Source organism: Agrobacterium sp. a22-2 (genome assembly GCF_012276985.1).
Lineage (GTDB): Bacteria > Pseudomonadota > Alphaproteobacteria > Rhizobiales > Rhizobiaceae > Allorhizobium.
On the sequence record NZ_JAAXMM010000002.1, the window covers coordinates 221,430 to 241,514 of the forward strand.

Genomic DNA, 20,085 nt, shown 5'->3' on the forward strand with positions numbered 1-20,085 from the left:
GAACGTGGTTAATTTTGTCTAAAATCGCGCCCTATCAGGGTTCTTACACGAGACTTTGCGGCAACAAAGAGGCAGAGCGCCTCTCGGCTATTCTAACATCCTATTCCAGCAGCGGCGACCAGGCCGGGTCGGATGCGTAGGTCGGCGTGCGCACCAGCTGTTCATTGTAGCCGGTCAGGTCGATCGAGTACATCTGAGGGCCACCGGCACCGGCAGACTGGCGGAAGAACATCAGCACGCGGCCGTTCGGTGCCCAGGTCGGGCCTTCGTTGTGGAAGCCGGTGGTCAGGATGCGCTCGCCCGAACCGTCGGTCTTCATCACGCCGATCGAGAATTTGCCGCCGGACTGCTTGGTGAAGGCGATAAGATCGCCGCGCGGCGACCAGACCGGCGTGGAATAGGACCCGTCGCCGAACGAGATGCGCTGCTGGCCGGAGCCGTCGGCGCCCATGACGTAGAGCTGCTGGCGGCCGCCGCGGTCGCTTTCAAAGACGATGCGGCTACCGTCCGGCGAGTAGGACGGCGAGGTATCGATGGCCGCCGTGTTGGTCAGGCGGGTCGTGGTGCGCGAGCGCAGGTCCATGGTGTAGATGTTGGAATTGCCGTCCTGCTGCAGGCTCATGATGACCTTCTGGCCATCGGGAGAGAAGCGCGGGCTGAAGGTCATGCCAGGGAAATTGCCGACCACCTCGCGCTGTCCGGTTTCCAGCTGCAGCAGATAGACGCGCGGCTGCTGGCCTTCAAACGACATGTAGGTCACTTCCTGGCGGCTCGGCGAAAAGCGCGGCGTCAGGACGATGTCCTTGGTGCCGGTCAGCATGCGGACATTCTCGCCGTCCTGGTCCATGATGGCGAGCTGGCGCTTGCGGTCGACCTTGGAGCCGCTTTCCGAGACGAAGACGATGCGGGTATCGAAATAGCCCTTTTCGCCGGTGATGCGCTCATAGATCGCGTCGGCGATAATATGGGCGACGCGGCGCCAGTTTTCCGGCTGGGTGAAGAACTGCTGGCCGGTCATCTGCTGGCCGGCGAAGGTGTCCCACAGGCGGAACTCGGCGCGCAGGCGACCATCGGCCTCCTTGGTGATGCGGCCGACGACCAGTGCCTGGGCGTTGACGACCTTCCAGTCCTCAAAGCGCGGTGCCTGGTCGGGATTGGAGATCTTCTCGATGAAGGCGGCCCGGTTGACCGGAGCAAACAGGCCCGAGCGCTTGAGGTCGGCTTCGACGACAGCGGAGATCTTGGCACCGATGCCATCGCCCGACACGAAGTCGGTGATGGCGATCGGCATGGGCTCGACATTGCCCTTGTTGATGTTGATCTCGACCACGGCCGCAGCCGGTGTCGCAAAGGCGCCCGCGAGACCGGCAACGACGATCAGGAGGCGAAAGAGAGAGAATGTCTTCATAAGGGCAAGCCTTTCAGCTCTTACAGCAATTCGCTTGGATCGAAATGGACGATCACTTCGGACCAAGCATCATATTTGTCTCTGGGAAGGTTCTTAAAGGGCGCCGATTTGAGGACGGCGCGCTTGGCGCCACCCATCAGCACCCGCTGTGCGGATGGCGAACCGCCGCTGGCGGACACTTCGGGGTCCCCGACCAGCATGCCATCCTGGTCGAGGCTGAACTTCACGGTGATCTGGATGCCGTCGGCATCGGCAATGCCGGACATGATCGACCAGTTGTTCTGGATCTGGCCGCGAAGCGCGTCCATCTCGCTCTGGCTGAGCTTGGTTCCGGTGGTCTTCTTGCCGCCGGCCGAGGCCTTGTCGGGCGAGCGCTTGGCGCCGCCGCCGACGGCTTCGGTCTTGTTCAGCAGGGCCGCCACTTCGTCGGCATTGAAATCGCTCTCCTTGGAGGATTTCGACTTGGCGGTTTCCTGGGCCTTGTCGGATTGCTTGCGGTCCGGGGTCTTGGCGGTCTGGGCTTCGGCGGGCTTGGTCTCGGCGGGCTTTGCCTCGGCCACCTTGGTCGGCTCCGGCTTCGGCTTGGAAGCCGGCACTGGCACGTTTTCGGGTAGCGGGATTTCTTCGGCCTGGGCTTCTTCCGGCGGCTGTTCCTGCGGCGTCGGTTCGGGCTTGGTCTCCGGCGTCACCTCGCGCGGCGGCTCGGCCTTGGCGGCAACTTCCGTGGCCGGTGCCGTCACCGTTTCTTCCTTGGCGACTTCCTTGACGTCGTTGGTCTCGTCGTCGATCGTCGGCTGGACCTTCTCGACCTTTTCAGGCGCGGCCGCGGTCTCGGTGACCACGGGCTTGTTGATCGGCGTCGGCGGGGTCTTCAGGTCGACATCGTTGTCGCCGACGTTTTCGGCATTTTCGACGGGCGTCGGCTTCTTGGTCGGAACGGGGGCGGGCTTTTCGCTCAGCGGCGCGCTCTTGTCGCCCTGCTGGATCTGCGTCAGTTCCTCGATCGGCACGATATCGACAGGCAACGCTTCGACATCGGCGACCTCGAAAGAGGCCGGCGAGCCGAGCGACATCAGCGCGAATGCCAGCGCGGTGACGTGCAGAATAGCAGATGTGACAAGGCTGCCCTTCATTGCGGCGGATCACTCGTCCTGTTGTTGCAGTGTTACAAGGCCGATATTCTTGAAGCCGGCGGCAGAGATCTGCGCCATGACCTTCATGACAGTGCCGTAGGCGGCGGTCGTGTCGCCACGCACGTAAATGCGTTCATTGTAGCCGGTGGTGGCGATCGCCTCGAGTTTCGGAACCACTTCCTCCAGCGCGATAACGGATTCCTGCAGATAAATCTCACCCGCCGGATTGACCGAAATGGTGATCGGCTGGGTATCGGAGTTCATCGCCTTGGCCTGGGTCTCGGGCAGGTCGATCGGCACGCCGACGGTCATCATCGGTGCGGCGACCATGAAGATGATCAGCAACACCAGCATGACGTCGACCAGCGGCGTGACGTTGATTTCGCTGACCAGGCCGCGCTTGCCACCGCCGCGCCGCGACCGTCCGCGACGACCGCCGCCTCCGCCGCCATTTCCTCCAGCTGCCATACCCATCGTCTAACCCTCAGCCTTCAAGCTTGTTTACTGCGCTGCCACTAACGCGCTGCCCTTACTGCGCGGCTTGACGCGGCTGCAGCTTCTCATCGATCTGGCGCGAAAGAATGGCAGAGAATTCGTCTGCAAAGCCTTCCATGCGCGCCGAGAGCTTGCCGGCCTCGCCGGAAAACTTGTTGTAGGCGATGACGGCGGGAATGGCGGCCACCAGGCCGATGGCGGTTGCCAGCAGCGCTTCGGCGATACCGGGCGCCACGACCGCCAGGTTGGTGGACTTCGATCCGGCGATGGCCTGGAAGGAGGTCATGATGCCGACGACGGTGCCGAACAGGCCGATGAAGGGGCCGGCCGAGCCGATGGTGGCCAGCGAACTGAGGCGCGCTTCCAGCGTTTCAGCCTCGCGGGCCAGCGTCACGTCCATGGCGCGGTCAATACGCATCTGCAGGCCGATCGGCGAACGGGCGCCGCGCTCGAAGCTTTTCTTCCACTCCCGCATGGCCGCCACGAAGATCGCCGCCATGCCGGTATTGGTGCGCTCGGCAAGCGTGCGATACAGCTCTTCGAGCGACTGGCCGGACCAGAACACCTGTTCGAACTGGTCGAACTGGCGCCGGGCGCGGGAAAAGCTCATGACTTTGTCGATCACGATCGCCCAGGTCCAGACCGATGCGGCGATCAGGCCGAGCATGACGAGTTTCACCACAAGGCCGGCCTGAATGAAAAGCGACCACAGACTTACATCATGGGTCGCCGCTGCCAATCCTACTTGTTCCATCGCTCTTTCGTCCCCGAAATCCAAACGCCCGGCGCGAGACCGGGCGATTCAAGTGGTATTACTGCCAAGATGTGTCCGGGGGCTTCCGTGGAACGCCCTGGTCTAGCCCCAAGCACCCAGTCTGCCTTCTTGCCTTCAAATTTGGTTAAAGGAAGGCGTGCACCGCACAAATCCAATTGGAGTGATTAAGACATCATTACGGTTAACGGAGCGTTAGCACCATAGTATTGCATATGATGCATCATGCGAGAAACTTGGCGGCCAGTTCTTCCGGCAGTCTGCGAGGGCGGCCCTTGGCGTTGACAACGGCGATGATGACTGTGGCCAAGATCAACAGGCGGCCGCCGCTGCTGATCTGCTGCTTGAGAACCATCTTGGCGCCACCGGCCTTTTCGGTCGATGTCTCGATCAGCAGGATATCATCCATGCGCGCCGGGCTCTTGAAGTCGACCTCCATGCGATGCACGACGAACACCAGGCCCTCCGCATCGACCGTCTGCAGGGCACTTTGTTCCACCCCGAGACATCTCAGGTAATCCGTACGGCCGCGCTCCAGGAAGTGCAGGTAGCGGGCATGGTAGACGAGGCCGGAAAAGTCGGTGTCCTCGTAATAAACCCGCTGGAACAACCGGTGTCCATTGTCGGACAGTTCGCCGCTCAACTGCGGACTGACATCTATCATCTTGTTATCCTTTACAGCAGTTTGGCCGGGGCCGAAGGGAGGGTCGACCTGGGCCGGCCGTTGTAGTTCTGTCACAAATCGGCATTATCACGGTCGTCTATCACGTGACCACAGGAGACGATTCCATGAAAATAGCAGTAATGGGCGGCGACGGGTTTATCGGCTGGCCGACCTCATTGCATCTGTCCGATGCGGGTCACGAAATCCATATCCTCGACAATCTTTCGCGCCGCTGGATCGATACCGAGCTTGGCGTGCAATCCCTGACGCCGATGGACAGCATTCAGGAACGCACCCGCATCTGGCATGCCGAGACCGGCCGCCGCATTCATTTTCATCTGATCGATCTCGCCAAGGACTACGAACTGCTGAAGAGCTGGCTTGCCGAAAACCGGCCGGACGCCATCATCCATTTCGCCGAACAGCGGGCCGCACCCTATTCGATGAAGAGCGACCGCCACAAGAACTACACGGTCAACAACAATGTCAGCGCCACGCACAATCTCCTGAATGCGCTGACCGAACTCAATCTCGATGCGCATCTCGTCCATCTCGGCACCATGGGCGTCTACGGGTACTCGACGGTTGGCGCGGCCATTCCCGAGGGCTATCTGCCGGTCGGCATCGAGACGGCCGACGGCCGCTCGGTCAGCCAGGAGATCCTCTATCCGGCCAATCCCGGCTCGATCTACCACATGACCAAGTGCCTCGATCAGCTGCTGTTCCAGTTCTACGCCAAGAATGATGGCCTGCGCATTACCGACCTGCACCAGGGCATCGTCTGGGGAACCCATACGGAGCAGACCCGGCGCCATGCGCAGCTGATCAACCGGTTCGATTACGACGGCGATTACGGCACGGTTCTCAACCGCTTCCTGATCCAGGCGGCGATCGGTTATCCGCTGACCGTGCATGGCACCGGCGGCCAAACCCGCGCCTTTATCCACATCCAGGATTCGGTGCGCTGCATCGAGATTGCGCTGAACAATCCGCCGGTCCGTGGCGCGCGGGTGGAGATCTTCAACCAGATGACCGAGACCCATCGGGTTCGCGATCTGGCCGAGATGATTGCGAAGATTTCCGGCGCCGACGTCGCCTGGCTGCCCAATCCGCGCAAGGAAGCGGCCGAGAACGAACTGATCGTCCGGAACGACAAGTTCCTGGAACTCGGGCTGGAGCCGACGACGCTGGAAAGCGGCCTGCTGGCCGAGATCGTCGATGTGGCGAAAAAGTTCTCCTATCGCGTCGACCGGTCGCGTGTTCCGGCAGTTTCCGCCTGGACCAAGGACATCGCCCAGACCATCAACCGTGATCCGGAAGGCAAGCGGCTGAAATCGGTGTCATGATGATGGGAACCGAGATGCTGCGGGGGATGCGCTCTGCGACCCCCGCCAGTTCCCGCGAGGCCTATGTCACGCTGGTGACGAATGGCGATTATGCCATGGGCGCACTGGCGCTCGCCCGATCCATCAGGCTCACGGGCAGCCACGCCGACATCGTCGTGCTGCATACGGACGGCGTTCGGGCCGACGAGCTGGAGCCGCTACAGCCCTTCGGTTGCCGGCTGGTCGAGGTCGATCATCTGCCGCTGTCGGACGGTTTCAACGCGCGCCACGCCAAGAGCCAGGTACATGCCGCGGCGCCCTTTACCAAGGGGCGCAAGCCGGCCTTCCACTCGCCGCTCGACAATTTCTGCAAGCTCAGGCTCTGGCAGTTGATCGACTACCGAGCCTGCATATTCATCGATGCCGATGCGATCGTCTTGAAGACGATCGACAGGCTGTTCGACTATCCCGAATTTTCCGCCGCGCCGAATGTCTATGAAAGCCTTGCCGATTTTCACCGGTTAAATTCCGGTGTGTTCGTTGCTCGGCCGTCGCTGGCGACGTTCGAGGCCATGCTGAAGCGGCTCGACCAGCCGGGTGCCTTCTGGCGGCGCACCGACCAGACCTTTCTCGAGGACTATTTTCCCGACTGGCACGGGCTGCCGGTGTTCATGAACATGCTGCAATATGTGTGGTTCGCCCTGCCGGAGCTCTGGGACTGGAAGAGCATATCCGTTCTGCATTACCAGTATGAAAAACCGTGGGAGGCGGATCATCCCAAGGCGGACAGGCTGAAGCCGCTGATTGCTCTGTGGCAGGCCTATTATACCGGCAGGGACATTCCGGAGATTGCGTCGCTTTCCAATCCCACAGGGGTTGCGGCCGCATGAAGGTGTTGGTCTCCGGCGGCACCGGGTTGGTCGGACGCTATATCGTCGAGGATCTGCTGGCGGCTGGCTATGACGTGACGGTCGGCGGGCGCCACGCACCGCAGCCTTCGCTGTTTTCCAAGCCGGTGCGTTCCGTGCCGCTGTTGCTTGATGCCGACCTGGACCAGATCTCGGCTTTCGACGAGGCCTATTTCTTCGTGCATGCCGCGTTCGATCATCTGCCCGGACACTATCGCGGCGGGGAGGGGGATGATCCCTCGGGCTTCCGCCGCAGAAATCTCGATGGCACGGTCAGCCTGTTCGAGACGGCCAGACGGGCCGGCGTCCGGCGCTGCGTCTTCCTGTCGAGCCGCGCGGTCTATGACGGGGTCGCCTCCGGGACGGCGCTGGACGAAGACCTGGAACTCTCGCCGCAGACGCTTTATGGCGCAGTCAAGCTGACGGCCGAGCAGGTGCTGCGGGATCTGACATCGCCGGGTTTCGCCGGCGCCAGCCTGCGGTTGACCGGTGTCTATGGCGATCTCCGGCCCAACAAATGGGACGCGTTGGTCGATGATTACCTGGCGGGCCGGCCGATTGCGGCGCGGGCAGGCTCGGAGGTGCACGGGCGCGATGTGGGCCGGGCGGTTCGGCTGATGCTGGAGACCGAGGCGCCGAAGATCAGCGGTCAGGTGTTCAACGTCTCCGATATCGTTGCCGACCGGTATGACATTCTCGCTCTTGTGCAGAAAGCGACGCACTGTCCGCATCCGCTGCCGGAGGTCGCGGACAAAGGGGCTGTCGCGGAAATGCCGACGGCCAGGATCCGGGCACTCGGCTGGCAACCGGGTGGGCAAAAGCTGCTGGAAGAGACGGTTCGGCGACTGGTTGGTTCCGAGGTGCAGGCCGGCTAACGCATCAAATCCGCCTCGGTCAATCCGAGAGCCGCCATGTCTTGGGTACGGGCGGCCGCATCGTCGCCGACGATGAACTCGTCCAGTTGCGGTGGCCTGACGCTGGTGCCCGACAGCATGGCATGCACCTGGCCGCGATGGTGGGTCTGGTGCTGGAACAGATGGCTGAGGATATCGTCGCATCGGTCGTGCTGGATGCGGCTGCCACGATGGACGTTGACGATGGCACTCAATTTTTCGCCATTCAGACCGTCGCAAAGGGCGATCAGGCGGCGGTCGACGTCGGTCTGTGCCTGGGCAAGTGCCGGCAGTTCCGGGAAGGGCTCGCGGTTTTCAAAGGCCTTCGGGCCCAGCGTCCCGCCTTCCAGCGCGTCGACATAGAACCAGTCGACGATCAGGATGTGGTTCAAGGTGGCGCGGATCGAGGGGAAGAAACTGATGCGCGCCGCTTCGAATTCTCCCGGTCGCAGGGCCGAACAGGCGGCATGCAGCCGGTGATTGGCCAGCACATTGGCATAGGCGAGCTTTCGGAAGACGCGGGCCGGGTCGGTCATTTGTCGTCAAGCTCCCCGTCAAACCATACGAGATGGCGTGTCGTTTCCGGCAAAGTTTCGATCTGCTCGGCGATGAAATAGGGCGGGATATCGAGCGCGGTCAGGCTGGCGGTGGTCGCTTCCACCCATTTGAACTCGAGATCGTTGCCGCCGTCTGCCAAACGGTGAACGATATCGGTCGGATGAAAGGGGAAATGCTGAGGGATCTCCATGCGGTAGTAAAAGCCGAGTTCGTGCCAGTCGCGCTTCTCATAATGGAAGAAGTTCTCGACCACCCAGAGCAGGGGACCGACGGTAACCTCGACGCCCAGTTCCTCGACCATTTCGCGTTTGAGGGTTTCTGCCGATGTCTCGCCGATCTCGGCGCGGCCGCCGGGAAAGCTCCAGAAGGCCTCATGGGTGGCGCGATGGACCAGGACATGGCCATCGCGAAAGCCAAGGCCGGCGATGCGGTAGTTGAACCGCTTCGGTTTGGCCTTGATGGTGATCATGGTGCGCTTGGCCATCAGCCTATCCCAAATCGATGACGAGGATTTCCGGCGGCGAGCCGAAGCGGATCGGCGCGATCGAGCAGCCGAGCCCGCCCGAGACGATCAGATTACAGCCGTTCTCCTCCACATGGCCATAGGCATATTTGTCGCCGAAGCGCGACGGCACGACCGGCGCGTGGCCGAACAGTCGGACCTGTCCGCCATGGGTATGGCCGGACAATGTCAGGGCCACCCGGCGCGGCACGTCGGGAAAGATGTCGGGCTCGTGGGCCAGCAGGATCACCGGCGCATCATCGGTCACTTTGGCCAGCGTGCCGTCGAGATCGTGCAGGCCCTGCACGCGATGGCGGTTCTTCTTTGGATTGGGCAGCAAGGCGATCTGGTCTTCGAGGCCGGCGATCCAGAAGGCGCCGCCATCCTTTTCCAGCCGGATCGCCGTGTTGGAATGCACGGATATGCCGACGTCGCGCAGGGCGCGGTGGCTGAAGGTCTCGACACCTTCGTCCTGGGCTTCGCTATCTTCCCACCAATCGTGATTGCCCATCACCGCATGGACGCCGAGGGGGGCTTTGAGCGTCGAGAGGGCCGCCGCCCATCTGTCCGGGGCGACCTGACCAGTCGTCAGCTTCATGCCGGAGACATAATCGCCGAGCAGAACGGTGACGTCGCCACCCAGGTCATTGGCACGGGCGCAGATCGTGGCGATGCGGTCGGCCGACATCCAGGGTTCGCAGGCGTGGATATCGGCGAGCGCCACGATTCGCAGCTTCAGGCCCGGGGTCCAGCCGGGTGGCGTCAGGGCGTAGCGGGTGATGTTGAGCCGGGCGAGGGGTTCGATCGCGAAGGCATAGGAGCCAAGGACCATCATGCCGGCGACACCGCCGCCGAGCGTTTTCAAAAAATTCCGTCTGTTGATCAATCAATCGTCCTCGAGCGTCAGCCTGAACTGCGCGGCCTCCATGTCCTTCGGAGGCTGCAGACCCAGATGTTTCCACGCATTTGCGGTCAGAACACGGCCGCGCGGCGTGCGCTGGATAAATCCCTGCTGGATCATGTAGGGCTCGATGATGTCCTCGATGGCGTCGCGTGGCTCGGACAGGCCGGCGGCGATGGTCTCGATGCCGACCGGGCCGCCGCCAAAATTGACGGCGATCATGTTGAGGTAACGCTTGTCAAGCTGGTCGAGGCCCATATTGTCGACCAGCAGGCGGGTCAAGGCCTCGTCGGCGATGTCGCGGGTGACGGCTTCGGCACGGGCGACCTCGGCGAAATCGCGCACCCGGCGCAGCAGGCGGCCGGCAATGCGCGGCGTGCCGCGGGCCCGCCTGGCAATCTCGCGGGCGCCGTCGTCGGTCATGCCAAGGCCCATCAGCCGCGCGCCGCGCCTGACGATCACCTCCAGTTCCTCGACGGTGTAGAAGGAGAGGCGCACCGGAATGCCGAACCGGTCGCGCAGCGGCGTCGTCAGCAGGCCGAGACGGGTGGTGGCGGCAACCAGCGTGAATTTCGACAGGTCGATCTTCACCGAGCGGGCCGCCGGGCCTTCGCCGATGATCAGGTCGAGCTGGAAATCCTCCATGGCCGGATAGAGGATTTCCTCGACGGCCGGGCTGAGCCGATGGATTTCGTCGATGAACAGAACGTCGCGCTCTTCGAGATTGGTCAAAAGGGCGGCGAGATCGCCGGCCTTGGCAATGACCGGACCGGAGGTCGAGCGGAAATTGACGCCGAGTTCTTTCGCCATGATCTGCGCCAGGGTCGTCTTGCCGAGGCCGGGCGGGCCGACGAACAGCACATGATCCAGCGCCTCGCCGCGGTTCTTGGCGGCCTCGATGAAGATCTTCAGGTTGGCGCGCGCCTCCGCCTGGCCGGTGAACTCGTCCAGCGTCTGCGGCCGCAGGGTGGTGTCGAGATCCTCGCCCTTCTTTTCCGGGGTGATCAGACGGGCTGGTTCGGTCATGCGAGCAGTTCCATTCCGGGCACGCGGCGGGCGGCGGCATTGTCAAAGGTGACGGTTTTCAGGCAGCCCGCCTTTGTTGCAATCGCTGCGATAACATAGTCCGAGATATCCAGCTTTTCGAAGCCATTCGCAGAAAATATGCTGGCGATAAAGTCGGGATCTTCAAATACGATCTCACGACTGTCCATCAGGCCGCTGAACAGCAAGCTGATTTTTCTGTTGGTGATCCGATAGTGACTTTTCATCACCCAGCAGGTCTCGACGAAAACCAGGAGAGACACATAGGCGGGGCTCTCTGCGGATCGGCCGCGGAAGAACTCAACTGCTTTTGCGTGTTGGCCCGGATCGTCGGTCATCAGAAATCTTAGCAGCACGTTGGTGTCTATTCCAATCACGCATAATTCTCCGGTCGTCGTCGGCCAAGGACTGGGCAATCACGTCATCGACTTCGCCAATAGGCTTATCTGAGCCGGTCGAAGGAGATCCTAGTATCCCGGCAAACTCCATGATGCTTCTGGTTTTTGCTTTCAGCTTGACCTCACCATTTTCAATCACGAAATCGATGTGATCTCCCGGCGTCAAATCCAGGAATTTCCTGATCTCGATGGGAACCGTCGTTTGTCCCTTCGATGTCAGCTTTGCTCCGTAGCCCATGGCTGCCTCCTGTCCTTACTTTTGTATCATAGTAAGGAAATGCTCGCCGAGCAAGGATGTCACCGTGACAGCTCCTTCAGCCCCAGCCGGATCAGCTTGGCGCTGTCGGCGTCCTCGCCGCCGTTCTTCAAGGCGGCGGCAATCGCATTGGCGGCCTGGTCGCGGGAGTAGCCGAGATTGGTCAGCGCCGAAACAGCGTCGGAGACCGGTGCCGAGGCGACGCCTTCGCCGAGTTCCTGCTTCAGGCCGATATTGGCGCCCGCGTCTCCGGCAAAGGCTGGTGCCTTGTTCTTCAGTTCGATCACCAGCCGCGTCGCGACCTTGGGGCCGACGCCGGGCGCCCGTGAAATCGAGGTCTTGTCCTGCAGCGCGATGGCATTGGCCAGTTCGCCCGGCGTCAGCGTCGACAGCACGGCCAGCGCCACCTTGGCGCCAACGCCCTGCACGCTTTGCAGCAGGTTGAACCATTCGCGCTCCAGCGCCGTCATGAAGCCATACAGCTTCAGCTGGTCCTCGCGCACATAGGTCTCGATGTAGAGCACGATCGCTTCACCCGGCGAACCGAGCCGGCCGAGCGTGCGCGACGAGCAAAAAGCGACGTAGCAGACGCCATGCACGTCGACGAGCACGTAATCGTCGCCGATCTCCTCGATGGTACCTTTAAGTTTGCCGATCATGGGGAATGTCCGTCAGGGATGGGTTTCGGGGGAGATGAGGGGAACCATCGGGAAATACGCACGGTAGCCTTTCGGATCGCGTGTCAGGATCGAATAGCCGCGGATGGCGGCATGGGCGCCGATCATGAAGTCCGGCAGGACACGGTCGCGCAGTCCGCCATGCAAACGGTACTTCCGGAAAGCGACGCCCGCGGCAAAGGCCGCAGCCCAGGGCAGTCCCTCGCGATGGAAATCGGTTTGCGGCAGCAGTTGATCGACGGTGTCGATATCGTCGTAGCGCACGGAAAATTCCGCGTAGATGACCGGATTGATGACCAGCGGCTGCTCGGCGGCGGCGCGGGTCAGGGCGGTCCGCGACCAGCCGAGCCAGACCGGGTCGCGCACCGCGACATCCACCAGTATGTTCGTGTCGACAAGGGTTGCCATGGATCAGCGGTCCCGGGTCATGGCCATCAACGCATCGGCGTCGATCGTCTGGTCGCCCGTTCCCTCAAGGGCATCGAGCGATTGCAGGAAAGCGGCCAGACGCTTCCGGTCGGCGTCGGGCTTAAGGCCATCCTTGGGCGCCAGCGTCAACTTTCCGTCCTCAATGGTGAAGATGACCTCGCTGTTCGGCGTGATGCCGACCAGTTCGCGCAAATCGCGTGGTATGGTGACCTGTCCCTTGGATGTGACGCGCATGATCCCGCTCCGTTTGTGGTAAGAAAATATCTTACGTTCGGAACAAGTCAAGAACAAACTAGCCGGCCAGCAGCGCCTTGCGCATGCGGTCGCCGCCGCGATTGTGGGCGTGGCAGATGGCGATGGCCAGCGCATCGGCGGCGTCGTCGCCCTTGAACTCCGACTTCGGCATGAGGATCTTCAGCATCATGTGGATCTGCTTCTTGTCGCCATGGCCGACGCCGATCACCGATTTCTTCACAGCATTGGGTGCATACTCGGCGACCGGAAGGCCGGCGCGGGCCGGCACCAGCATGGCAATACCGCGGGCCTGACCGAGCTTCAGGGTGGCCACCGCATCCTTGTTGACGAAGGTCTGCTCCACGGCCGCCTCGTGCGGCTGATAACTGTGCACGATTTCCGCCAGGCCGTCATGCAACTGGCAGAGCCGGGATGCCAGATCCATGTCGCCGTCGGATGTCACCGTGCCTGAGGCGACGAAGCGCAGCGAATTGCCTAATGTCTCGATGACGCCCCAGCCGGTGCGGCGCAGGCCGGGGTCGATGCCGATAATGCGAATCGCGTTGTGCATGGCCGATGATATCCTTCCGAATTGCAGAAGTGCCAGCGAAAAGTGAACAAAACAAAAACATGCGCCAATTGCGCGGCTGTCGGATGGCTAAATATTGGTAATTTCAAAGGACGTGACTACATGAGAAACTAAACCGTTTTTTATGCTCCCCGTTTTGTGAAGGCCCCTTGCCGATGATCCCGTTTTCCATTCTCGACCTGTCGCCGATTTCCGAAGGTCATAGCGTCAGCGAAGCGCTCGATGCGTCGCGCCGCATGGCGCAGACGGCGGAAGCCTTCGGCTACAATCGCTTCTGGCTCGCCGAACATCACGGCATGCCCGGGATCGCCAGTGCCGCGACCTCCATCGTCATCGGTCATGTCGGAGCGGCCACCAAGCGGATCCGGATCGGCTCCGGCGGTGTCATGCTGCCCAATCATTCGCCGCTGGTGATCGCCGAGCAGTTCGGCACGCTGGAGGCGCTGTTTCCTGGCCGCGTCGATCTCGGCCTCGGCCGTGCGCCGGGCACCGACATGCGCACGGCGCGGGCTCTGCGGCGCAATCTGGAGGCGGGCGCCGAGAGCTTTCCGAACGATATCATCGAATTGCAGCGGTTGCTGGGATCGCCCGGTGACGATCAGACCCTGCTGGCGGTACCCGGCATGGGCAGCAACGTGCCGATCTGGCTGCTCGGCTCCAGCCTCTACAGCGCCCATCTGGCAGCAGCGCTGGGCCTTCGCTATGCGTTTGCCTCGCATTTTGCGCCGGATTCGCTGATGGAGGCAATCTCGATCTATCGCGACCGCTTCCAGCCCTCTGCCGATCTGGCCGAACCCTATATGATGGTCGGTGTCATGGGCGTGGTGGCAGACACCGATGCCGAGGCCGAACGGCATTTCACCTCGTCACAGCAGCAGTTCGTCAATCTGCGCCGCAACATTCGCCGGCCGTTCCCACGGCCGGTCGACAGCATGGACGGGGTCTGGAGCGAGATGGAGAAGTTCAGCGTCGAGCACACGCTGCGCTATGCCGTCGTCGGCTCGCAGCGCACCGCCGGCGACAAGCTTTCACAGTTCCTGGCGGAAACCGGTGCCGACGAGCTGATCATCTCGATGCCTGTCCATGATGTCGAGGCGCGCCTTAGATCCGTCGAGCTTTTTGCCGGACTGGGGCAATTGATGCGGGCAGCAGCCTGAAAGCCCGCAAATCCAGGCCTTTCGTACCGAATTGCAAGAAACTGCGGGCTCCATTAACGGCCATTTAAACAAGTAACGGAATGGTGGCAGAATGGGAATGCAGTCCCGGTGGTCGGAGGAGGCCGTAACCGGGGTTGTGTTTCGTTCAACGCGCTCGCCTGGCTCTCTCCGCGGCGGCGCCAGCGAAGTTCGGGAACGGTCATGGTATTTGGATTCAGGTCACTCTCCTCCAAGGTCATCGGGATTTTTCTCCTGCTGACTGCATTGTCAGTCGGCGTTCTGGCCAGTCTTGCCTATTTCAGCTCCAGCTCGGTCTTTGCCCGGCAGACCTACCAGTCGATGCAGAGCACGCTGATATTCCGCGGCGACATGCTTCGCGAACAGTTGATGCAGATGGAAAGCCAGGCGAGTTCTATCGCCAAGTTCGAGGCCTTGCAGCAGTCTCTGTCAGGTCTCAAGAGCGGCTGGAACACCATCACCAAGACCTCCGGCGATGCCAAGGCCGAGCTGCGCGACGCCTTCGTCACCAAGAACCCCCATGGTGCGACCGAGCGCGAAAAGCTGCTGAAGCCGGAGGGCCCAAGCGGCTTTTATTATTCGACCCATGAAAAGGCCCAGGGCGATGTCGCCGGTTTTCTGGCCGACACCCAGTTCAGCGACCTGCTGATTGCCGACCAGAACGGCAATGTCATCTATTCCTACAAGAAGGACGCCTTTTTCGCCGAAAACATCGCTAGCGGACCGCTGGCCGCAACCGGCATCGGCCGCGCTTACGCCAAAGGCCTCGACGCGGCGTCAAAGGCCGTGGACGATGTGGCGCAGACTGCATTTTCCGGGCTGAAGATTGGTCCGGATGCGGCGTCGCCCGAAATCTACTTTGCGGTGCCGGTCGTCAAGTTCGCGGCTTTGAAAGGCATCATTCTCTTCCAGCTGCGCGACAGTGCCGTCGCCAGCCTGTTGTCGAAGGGCATCGCCGCCGACAGCAGCGAACAGGCTGCTTTTGTTTCGGGCAACACTGCCATCGGCCTGGATGCCGGCGGCAAGCTCGTCGATATCGATCCCGCGGCCTTTGGCCTATCCAGCCAGGCGGCGCCGTCCGATCAATTGGCGATCAACGATTTCAGCCGTGCCGATGGTGCCGCGCGTGCTTATGGTCGGTCGGTCACCTACGGTGGCGAACCGATCCTGGTGGTCGAGAGCCTGCTGATGTCGGAACTGGGCGCCGGCTCCCTGCAGATCGCCGGCTTCCTGACGCTGATCGGCCTTGGTGTACTGGTCGTGATGGCCATTGCCACCGGCGTGCTGACACGCCGGCTGTTTGCGCCGCTGACGCGCCTGGCGGTTGTCACCGGCAATGTGGCGGAGGGCAAGCTCGACGATGTCGTGGCAAACCAGGAGCGTCGCGACGAGATCGGCACCATGGCCCGATCGCTGGAGCAGTTCCGCACAAAACTGCTGGAACAGCGCCGGCTTGAGGCGGCCAATGACGCGACCCGTGCGCAATCCGAGCTTGAACGCCGCCAACGTCTGGCGGAACGGGATGCCGAGGCGCGGACCCTGCAGGAGGTTGTCGCGGCACTGGATGCCGGGCTCGACCGGCTGGCGGCGGGCGATCTGGGCCACCAGATCGACACCCGCTTCCCGCCGGAACTCGACGGCCTGCGGCAGAATTTCAACAAGGCGATTTCGACGCTCAGCGACACGCTGTCGGGCATCGGCGGCAACTCGATCGCGGTGCGCGAAGGATCCGAGGAGATGCGGGCCGGTGCCGATCAGTTGGCCGAGCGTACCGAGCGGCAGGCCGCAGCGCTGACCGAAACGGCCAGTGCCATCAAGATGATCACCGACGAGGTGAAGATCCAGATCGCCAAGGCCGAGCAGGCGGCTCGCATTGCCGGGGACGCCAAGAGCGGCGCCGAGCAGTCCGGCCAGATCATGCACGATACGATTGCCGCGATGGAGGCCATCCAGACCTCGTCACGCCAGATCAACCAGATCATCGGCGTGATCGAGGAAATTGCCTTCCAGACCAATCTGCTGGCCCTGAACGCCGGCGTCGAGGCGGCGCGGGCCGGCGAAAGCGGCAAGGGCTTTGCCGTCGTGGCGCAGGAAGTGCGGGCGCTGGCGCAGCGTTCGTCGACCGCCGCCAAGGAGATTTCGGAACTGCTGGCCAAGTCGACGGTCGAAGTGGACAGCGGCGTGAGCCTGGTCGAAAAGGCGGGTTCTGCCCTCCAGGCCATCGGCGCCCATGTCACGGCCATCAACGGCCAGATCGGCGAGATCATGCATTCGACCCGCGAAGAAGCACGCACCCTCGTCGAGATCAACGGTTCGGTTGCGGCTCTCGACGGCATGACGCAGCAGAACGCCGCCATGGTCGAGGAGACGACGGCGGCCATTCACAAGCTGGCCTCGGAAGCCGTCGAGATGGATCAACGGCTTGGTCACTTCCGGCTGGCGGAGGGGACAGGCAACCAGGGCGGACAGCGGCCACTGGCAGTGGCCTATCGGCGGGCCGGCTAAAGCAACATTATCCAGGACATATTCAACCGGTGGTGACGGAGACGTTGCCGCCGGTTTGTCTTTATCTGCAACAGTACTGTTCGATGCGCGATGCAATTTAAAGTAAACAGACGTAGTTAATCGCCCTTTAACTTTTCTTCTTCATTATCCAAGCGAGATCAGGATGGTGGCCGCGAAATGGCCTGTGGATCAACGAGGATTTGGAGAATATCGCCATGAAACTGGGTCTTTTGAGCGCGGCTTTCGCGCTTCTGGCGGCGACCACCGCCTATTCCGCCGATGTCTATCAGCCCGAGCCGATGCCGATCACAGAGGCGCCGGAAGTCGTGGTCTCGGAAGCGTCGGGCTGGTACCTGCGCGGCGATATCGGCTATTCGTTCAACGACATGAAGGGTGCCAAGTATTTCCAGGGCTCCAACGCCAACAGCGTCGACTTCGCCAGCGCGGACCTGAAGGACAGCTTCCTGCTCGGCGCCGGTGTCGGTTACCAGGTCAACAATTACCTGCGCACGGACGTGACCTTCGATTACCTGACCAAGGCCGACTTCGACGGCTCGACCAGCGGTTCGTGCGGCGTTTCCGACGACTGCACCTCTTCGGATATCTCGTCCATGACGGTCTACAGCCTGCTGGCCAATGCCTATGTGGATCTCGGCACCTATGGCGCCGTAACCCCTTATGTCGGCGCCGGTATCGGTGGCTCCTACGTCAAGTGGAAAGACCTGCACAACACATCGTGCGACACGACCGATCCGACCAATTGCGATCCGACCGTCGACCACGACGGCAAGGGCAGCTGGCGTTTGACCTATGCGCTGATGGCCGGTGCGTCGATCGACGTGACCTGCAATATCAAGGCCGATATCGGCTATCGCTTCCGTCATATCTCCGGCGGCGACATGTTCGGCTACAATCTCGGCGGCGGCCCCGGCGAAGACAAGGGCTTCAACATGCATGAAGCCCGCGTCGGCGCCCGCTACAGCTTCGGCGCCTGCGACCAGCCGGTGGCCTACGAGCCGCCTCCGCAGCCGATCGTCTACAAGTAAGCCTTTCACGGCCCCAGACTCAATGACGACGCCCGCATCGACAAGGATGCGGGCGTTTTCGTTTGTATAAAGCGATTGGCTGATCAGAATTCCTTCTTCAGGACCAGCCGGTCGATTGACCAGTAACCGCCGCCGAAGGCTGCCAACAGGCCGGCGCCGCCCGTCCAGAACAGCGAGGCGAGTTCGGCTTTGGTCTGGACCTGTTCCAGGAATTTTGTTCCTCCGTCGGCAAGTCGCTTGACGCCGTCCGGCGTGAAGAAGTCGCCGCCGGCTTTCAGGGCCTCGATGCCGGCATCCGTCAAGAGCGCGTGGCCATAGGGGAAGGCGAAATGGAACCATAGCGTGATGGCCAGCATCACCATGTTGGCGAGCGCCAGCGGCCGGGTCAAAAGGCCGATGGCGATCATGAAGCCGCCGAAGAATTGCAGTGCCGCCAGGAACGGCGACCAGACCCAGCCGGGATAGAAGCCGAGATTTTCGACGAAGCCGACCTGGGCGAGCGGCGCCATGATCTTCGGCCAGCCTTCGACCACCAGCATGCCGCCGATCGCGACGCGAAAGGCCGTCCAGGCAAAAGGTTGCGCAAACCGATCATAAAATCCGCCAAGGGCTGGGATCCACAGGCGTTGCCGGTCGTTGGAAAAGGGGAGGTCGGTCATCTCTATCTCTTTCTTTGAAATAGGCGCCCGTCAGCATGCCGACGGGATATCGGCGTGTCTGGCACAGGTGCTGCGGTTTCATGAACGGTTGCCGTGCTTGGGTGCCGGCAAATAACAACTGTCAAACTATACGGGCCTGCAGCGATGCCGTTGACATAAATCAATGAAGTTGAGTGTTGCGGCCCAGTTTTATACGTCCAAAGAACGACACTCTGTTCGATAAAAACGACTTGACGGCAAAGGGCGACACAGCTATTCACCGGGGCAGGCCACCTCTCCCTAACGAGAGGCTTTCTATCTGGAAGGATAGCATCATGACGACGACGAAGCCGGACCTGCGTCCGAACAATTCCCATTTTTCTTCTGGCCCTTGCTCGAAGCGCCCCGGTTGGTCGCTCGAAGCGCTTTCCGATGCCCCGCTCGGTCGTTCGCACCGCGCCAAAGTCGGCAAGGCAAAGCTCAAGCAGGCCATCGATCTCACCCGCGAAATTTTGAACGTGCCGGCGGATTACCGCATCGGCATCGTTCCGGCGTCCGACACCGGCGCCGTCGAAATGGCACTGTGGTCGCTGCTCGGCGAGCGCGGCGTTGACATGCTTTCCTGGGAAAGCTTCGGCGCTGGCTGGGTTACCGATGTCGTCAAGCAGCTGAAGCTGGCCGACGTTCGCAAATTCAACGCCGATTATGGCCTGTTGCCGGACCTTTCCGCCGTCGATTTCGACCGCGACGTGGTCTTCACCTGGAACGGCACCACTTCGGGTGTGCGGGTTCCTAATGCCGATTTCATTCCGGCCGACCGCAAGGGCCTGACGATCTGCGATGCCACCTCGGCGGCTTTCGCGCAGGACATGGACTTCTCCAAGCTCGACGTCGTCACCTTCTCCTGGCAGAAGGTGCTGGGCGGCGAGGGCGGCCACGGCATGCTGATCCTCAGCCCGCGCGCTGTCGAGCGTCTGACCACCTATGTACCGGCCTGGCCGCTGCCGAAGATCTTCCGCATGACCTCGGGTGGCAAGCTGATCGAGGGCATCTTCACCGGCGAAACCATCAACACGCCGTCGATGCTGTGCGTCGAGGACTATATCGATGCCCTGCAGTGGGCGAAGTCGCTCGGCGGCCTGCCGGCCCTGATCGCCCGTGCCGATGCCAATGCGAAGGTGATTTTCGATTTCGCCGCCAAGACCGATTGGCTCGCCAACCTGGCCAAGGTCGACGAGACCCGCTCGAATACCTCTGTCTGCCTGACCATCGTCGACAAGGACGTTCTGGCGCTTGACGCAGACGGCCAGGCGGCCTTTGCCAAGGGCGTTGTCGGCCTGCTCGAGAAGGAGGCCGTCGCCTTCGATATCGGCGCCTATCGCGATGCCCCGTCCGGCCTGCGCATCTGGGCCGGTGCGACCATCGAGACATCAGACATGGAAGCGCTGATGCCGTGGCTTGCCTGGGCCTTTGAGACCCAGAAGGCGACGCTTTCCAAGGCTGCGGCCTAAGCGGTTCGGCTCCGCTGCCCAAAC

The 20,085-nt window shown here is 61.8% G+C and carries 23 protein-coding genes; 7 read left to right on the forward strand and 16 right to left on the reverse strand.

Going from position 1 to position 20,085, the window contains the following annotated elements; genetic code table 11:
* Window positions 1-100: 100 nt before the first annotated feature.
* From tolB to ybgC, 5 genes are all read right to left on the reverse strand, one after another.
* Window positions 101-1,408, reverse strand: a complete 1,308-nt coding sequence (gene tolB / locus HFC70_RS04280; protein ID WP_168471973.1) for a Tol-Pal system beta propeller repeat protein TolB — start codon at window positions 1,406-1,408, stop codon at window positions 101-103.
* 20 nt (window positions 1,409-1,428) lie between these two features.
* Entirely contained in the window at window positions 1,429-2,541 is a 1,113-nt protein-coding gene (locus HFC70_RS04285; protein WP_168471974.1) for a hypothetical protein, read from the reverse strand.
* Between the two features lie 9 nt (window positions 2,542-2,550).
* Window positions 2,551-3,015, reverse strand: a complete 465-nt coding sequence (gene tolR, locus HFC70_RS04290) for a protein TolR (RefSeq protein ID WP_168471975.1) — start codon at window positions 3,013-3,015, stop codon at window positions 2,551-2,553.
* 55 nt (window positions 3,016-3,070) lie between these two features.
* Window positions 3,071-3,790 carry a protein TolQ gene (tolQ, locus tag HFC70_RS04295; protein ID WP_168471976.1) on the reverse strand — a complete coding sequence of 240 codons (720 nt, stop codon included), beginning with the start codon at window positions 3,788-3,790 and terminating at the stop codon, window positions 3,071-3,073.
* 241 nt (window positions 3,791-4,031) lie between these two features.
* A complete protein-coding gene (ybgC, locus tag HFC70_RS04300) occupies window positions 4,032-4,472 on the reverse strand; it encodes a tol-pal system-associated acyl-CoA thioesterase (RefSeq protein WP_168471977.1) in 441 nt (146 codons plus the stop codon).
* A 125-nt stretch (window positions 4,473-4,597) separates the two neighbouring features.
* Between ybgC and HFC70_RS04305 the strand changes: the two genes are divergently transcribed.
* The 3 genes from HFC70_RS04305 to HFC70_RS04315 are packed head-to-tail and all read left to right on the forward strand — an operon-like array spanning window position 4,598 to window position 7,580.
* The gene (locus tag HFC70_RS04305; RefSeq protein ID WP_168471978.1) at window positions 4,598-5,818 is read left to right on the forward strand and encodes an NAD-dependent epimerase/dehydratase family protein; all 1,221 of its coding nucleotides are present in this window, start codon (window positions 4,598-4,600) and stop codon (window positions 5,816-5,818) included.
* The gene (locus HFC70_RS04310; RefSeq protein ID WP_168471979.1) at window positions 5,815-6,687 is read left to right on the forward strand and encodes a glycosyltransferase; all 873 of its coding nucleotides are present in this window, start codon (window positions 5,815-5,817) and stop codon (window positions 6,685-6,687) included. The genes HFC70_RS04305 and HFC70_RS04310 overlap by 4 nt, the downstream gene beginning before the upstream one ends.
* Window positions 6,684-7,580 carry an NAD(P)-dependent oxidoreductase gene (locus HFC70_RS04315; protein ID WP_168471980.1) on the forward strand — a complete coding sequence of 299 codons (897 nt, stop codon included), beginning with the start codon at window positions 6,684-6,686 and terminating at the stop codon, window positions 7,578-7,580. The genes HFC70_RS04310 and HFC70_RS04315 overlap by 4 nt, the downstream gene beginning before the upstream one ends.
* Here the strand turns inward: HFC70_RS04315 and HFC70_RS04320 are convergent.
* Genes HFC70_RS04320 through ruvC form a run of 10 tightly spaced genes read right to left on the reverse strand, consistent with a single transcriptional unit; the run spans window position 7,577 to window position 13,168 of the window.
* Entirely contained in the window at window positions 7,577-8,134 is a 558-nt protein-coding gene (locus tag HFC70_RS04320) for a DinB family protein (protein WP_168471981.1), read from the reverse strand. The two genes, HFC70_RS04315 and HFC70_RS04320, sit on opposite strands and share 4 nt — an antisense overlap.
* Complete coding sequence (locus HFC70_RS04325; RefSeq protein ID WP_168471982.1) at window positions 8,131-8,640, reverse strand: NUDIX hydrolase; 510 nt, start codon at window positions 8,638-8,640, stop codon at window positions 8,131-8,133. Before HFC70_RS04325 ends, HFC70_RS04320 begins: the two co-directional genes overlap by 4 nt.
* A 4-nt stretch (window positions 8,641-8,644) precedes the next feature.
* Complete coding sequence (locus tag HFC70_RS04330; protein WP_168471983.1) at window positions 8,645-9,544, reverse strand: metallophosphoesterase; 900 nt, start codon at window positions 9,542-9,544, stop codon at window positions 8,645-8,647.
* A complete protein-coding gene (gene ruvB / locus HFC70_RS04335; protein ID WP_168471984.1) occupies window positions 9,545-10,585 on the reverse strand; it encodes a Holliday junction branch migration DNA helicase RuvB in 1,041 nt (346 codons plus the stop codon). It abuts the gene before it with no gap.
* Window positions 10,582-10,941 (reverse strand): PIN domain-containing protein, encoded by a 360-nt coding sequence (locus tag HFC70_RS04340; RefSeq protein WP_168471985.1) that lies wholly within the window; start codon window positions 10,939-10,941, stop codon window positions 10,582-10,584. The genes ruvB and HFC70_RS04340 overlap by 4 nt, the downstream gene beginning before the upstream one ends.
* On the reverse strand, window positions 10,904-11,239 hold the full coding sequence (locus HFC70_RS04345; RefSeq protein WP_168471986.1) for an AbrB/MazE/SpoVT family DNA-binding domain-containing protein: 336 nt from the start codon (window positions 11,237-11,239) through the stop codon (window positions 10,904-10,906). The genes HFC70_RS04340 and HFC70_RS04345 overlap by 38 nt, the downstream gene beginning before the upstream one ends.
* A 59-nt stretch (window positions 11,240-11,298) precedes the next feature.
* Complete coding sequence (ruvA, locus tag HFC70_RS04350) at window positions 11,299-11,916, reverse strand: Holliday junction branch migration protein RuvA (protein ID WP_168471987.1); 618 nt, start codon at window positions 11,914-11,916, stop codon at window positions 11,299-11,301.
* Window positions 11,917-11,928: 12 nt separating this feature from the next.
* Complete coding sequence (locus HFC70_RS04355; RefSeq protein ID WP_168471988.1) at window positions 11,929-12,342, reverse strand: type II toxin-antitoxin system VapC family toxin; 414 nt, start codon at window positions 12,340-12,342, stop codon at window positions 11,929-11,931.
* A 3-nt stretch (window positions 12,343-12,345) separates the two neighbouring features.
* Window positions 12,346-12,597, reverse strand: coding sequence for an AbrB/MazE/SpoVT family DNA-binding domain-containing protein (locus HFC70_RS04360; RefSeq protein ID WP_168471989.1), 252 nt, complete (start codon window positions 12,595-12,597; stop codon window positions 12,346-12,348).
* 58 nt (window positions 12,598-12,655) lie between these two features.
* A complete protein-coding gene (gene ruvC / locus HFC70_RS04365; RefSeq protein WP_168471990.1) occupies window positions 12,656-13,168 on the reverse strand; it encodes a crossover junction endodeoxyribonuclease RuvC in 513 nt (170 codons plus the stop codon).
* A 173-nt stretch (window positions 13,169-13,341) separates the two neighbouring features.
* Here ruvC and HFC70_RS04370 point away from each other — a divergent pair, with 173 nt between their 5' ends.
* The 3 genes from HFC70_RS04370 (at window position 13,342) to HFC70_RS04380 (ending at window position 17,912) form a co-directional block, all read left to right on the forward strand.
* Window positions 13,342-14,343 carry an LLM class flavin-dependent oxidoreductase gene (locus tag HFC70_RS04370; RefSeq protein WP_168471991.1) on the forward strand — a complete coding sequence of 334 codons (1,002 nt, stop codon included), beginning with the start codon at window positions 13,342-13,344 and terminating at the stop codon, window positions 14,341-14,343.
* A gap of 201 nt (window positions 14,344-14,544) precedes the next feature.
* Window positions 14,545-16,866 (forward strand): methyl-accepting chemotaxis protein, encoded by a 2,322-nt coding sequence (locus HFC70_RS04375; protein ID WP_168471992.1) that lies wholly within the window; start codon window positions 14,545-14,547, stop codon window positions 16,864-16,866.
* Between the two features lie 215 nt (window positions 16,867-17,081).
* Window positions 17,082-17,912, forward strand: coding sequence for an outer membrane protein (locus tag HFC70_RS04380; protein ID WP_168471993.1), 831 nt, complete (start codon window positions 17,082-17,084; stop codon window positions 17,910-17,912).
* Window positions 17,913-17,995: 83 nt separating this feature from the next.
* Here the strand turns inward: HFC70_RS04380 and HFC70_RS04385 are convergent, their stop codons facing one another.
* Window positions 17,996-18,571, reverse strand: a complete 576-nt coding sequence (locus HFC70_RS04385) for a DoxX family protein (protein WP_168471994.1) — start codon at window positions 18,569-18,571, stop codon at window positions 17,996-17,998.
* A gap of 314 nt (window positions 18,572-18,885) precedes the next feature.
* Here HFC70_RS04385 and HFC70_RS04390 point away from each other — a divergent pair, with 314 nt between their 5' ends.
* Complete coding sequence (locus tag HFC70_RS04390) at window positions 18,886-20,061, forward strand: phosphoserine transaminase (protein ID WP_168471995.1); 1,176 nt, start codon at window positions 18,886-18,888, stop codon at window positions 20,059-20,061.
* Window positions 20,062-20,085 lie beyond the last annotated feature (24 nt).

Coding starts and splice junctions, on each gene's coding strand:
- HFC70_RS04285 (WP_168471974.1), bottom strand. CDS start 2,541: ATGAAGGGCAGCCTTGTCACATCTGCTATTCTGCACGTCACCGCGCTG.
- HFC70_RS04310 (WP_168471979.1), top strand. CDS start 5,815: ATGATGATGGGAACCGAGATGCTGCGGGGGATGCGCTCTGCGACCCCC.
- HFC70_RS04355 (WP_168471988.1), bottom strand. CDS start 12,342: ATGGCAACCCTTGTCGACACGAACATACTGGTGGATGTCGCGGTGCGC.
- ruvC (WP_168471990.1), bottom strand. CDS start 13,168: ATGCACAACGCGATTCGCATTATCGGCATCGACCCCGGCCTGCGCCGC.
- HFC70_RS04380 (WP_168471993.1), top strand. CDS start 17,082: ATGAAACTGGGTCTTTTGAGCGCGGCTTTCGCGCTTCTGGCGGCGACC.
- tolQ (WP_168471976.1), bottom strand. CDS start 3,790: ATGGAACAAGTAGGATTGGCAGCGGCGACCCATGATGTAAGTCTGTGG.
- HFC70_RS04315 (WP_168471980.1), top strand. CDS start 6,684: ATGAAGGTGTTGGTCTCCGGCGGCACCGGGTTGGTCGGACGCTATATC.
- HFC70_RS04390 (WP_168471995.1), top strand. CDS start 18,886: ATGACGACGACGAAGCCGGACCTGCGTCCGAACAATTCCCATTTTTCT.
- HFC70_RS04320 (WP_168471981.1), bottom strand. CDS start 8,134: ATGACCGACCCGGCCCGCGTCTTCCGAAAGCTCGCCTATGCCAATGTG.
- ybgC (WP_168471977.1), bottom strand. CDS start 4,472: ATGATAGATGTCAGTCCGCAGTTGAGCGGCGAACTGTCCGACAATGGA.
- HFC70_RS04340 (WP_168471985.1), bottom strand. CDS start 10,941: ATGACCGACGATCCGGGCCAACACGCAAAAGCAGTTGAGTTCTTCCGC.
- ruvB (WP_168471984.1), bottom strand. CDS start 10,585: ATGACCGAACCAGCCCGTCTGATCACCCCGGAAAAGAAGGGCGAGGAT.
- HFC70_RS04370 (WP_168471991.1), top strand. CDS start 13,342: ATGATCCCGTTTTCCATTCTCGACCTGTCGCCGATTTCCGAAGGTCAT.
- HFC70_RS04385 (WP_168471994.1), bottom strand. CDS start 18,571: ATGACCGACCTCCCCTTTTCCAACGACCGGCAACGCCTGTGGATCCCA.
- tolR (WP_168471975.1), bottom strand. CDS start 3,015: ATGGGTATGGCAGCTGGAGGAAATGGCGGCGGAGGCGGCGGTCGTCGC.
- tolB (WP_168471973.1), bottom strand. CDS start 1,408: ATGAAGACATTCTCTCTCTTTCGCCTCCTGATCGTCGTTGCCGGTCTC.
- HFC70_RS04345 (WP_168471986.1), bottom strand. CDS start 11,239: ATGGGCTACGGAGCAAAGCTGACATCGAAGGGACAAACGACGGTTCCC.
- ruvA (WP_168471987.1), bottom strand. CDS start 11,916: ATGATCGGCAAACTTAAAGGTACCATCGAGGAGATCGGCGACGATTAC.
- HFC70_RS04375 (WP_168471992.1), top strand. CDS start 14,545: ATGGTATTTGGATTCAGGTCACTCTCCTCCAAGGTCATCGGGATTTTT.
- HFC70_RS04305 (WP_168471978.1), top strand. CDS start 4,598: ATGAAAATAGCAGTAATGGGCGGCGACGGGTTTATCGGCTGGCCGACC.
- HFC70_RS04325 (WP_168471982.1), bottom strand. CDS start 8,640: ATGGCCAAGCGCACCATGATCACCATCAAGGCCAAACCGAAGCGGTTC.
- HFC70_RS04360 (WP_168471989.1), bottom strand. CDS start 12,597: ATGCGCGTCACATCCAAGGGACAGGTCACCATACCACGCGATTTGCGC.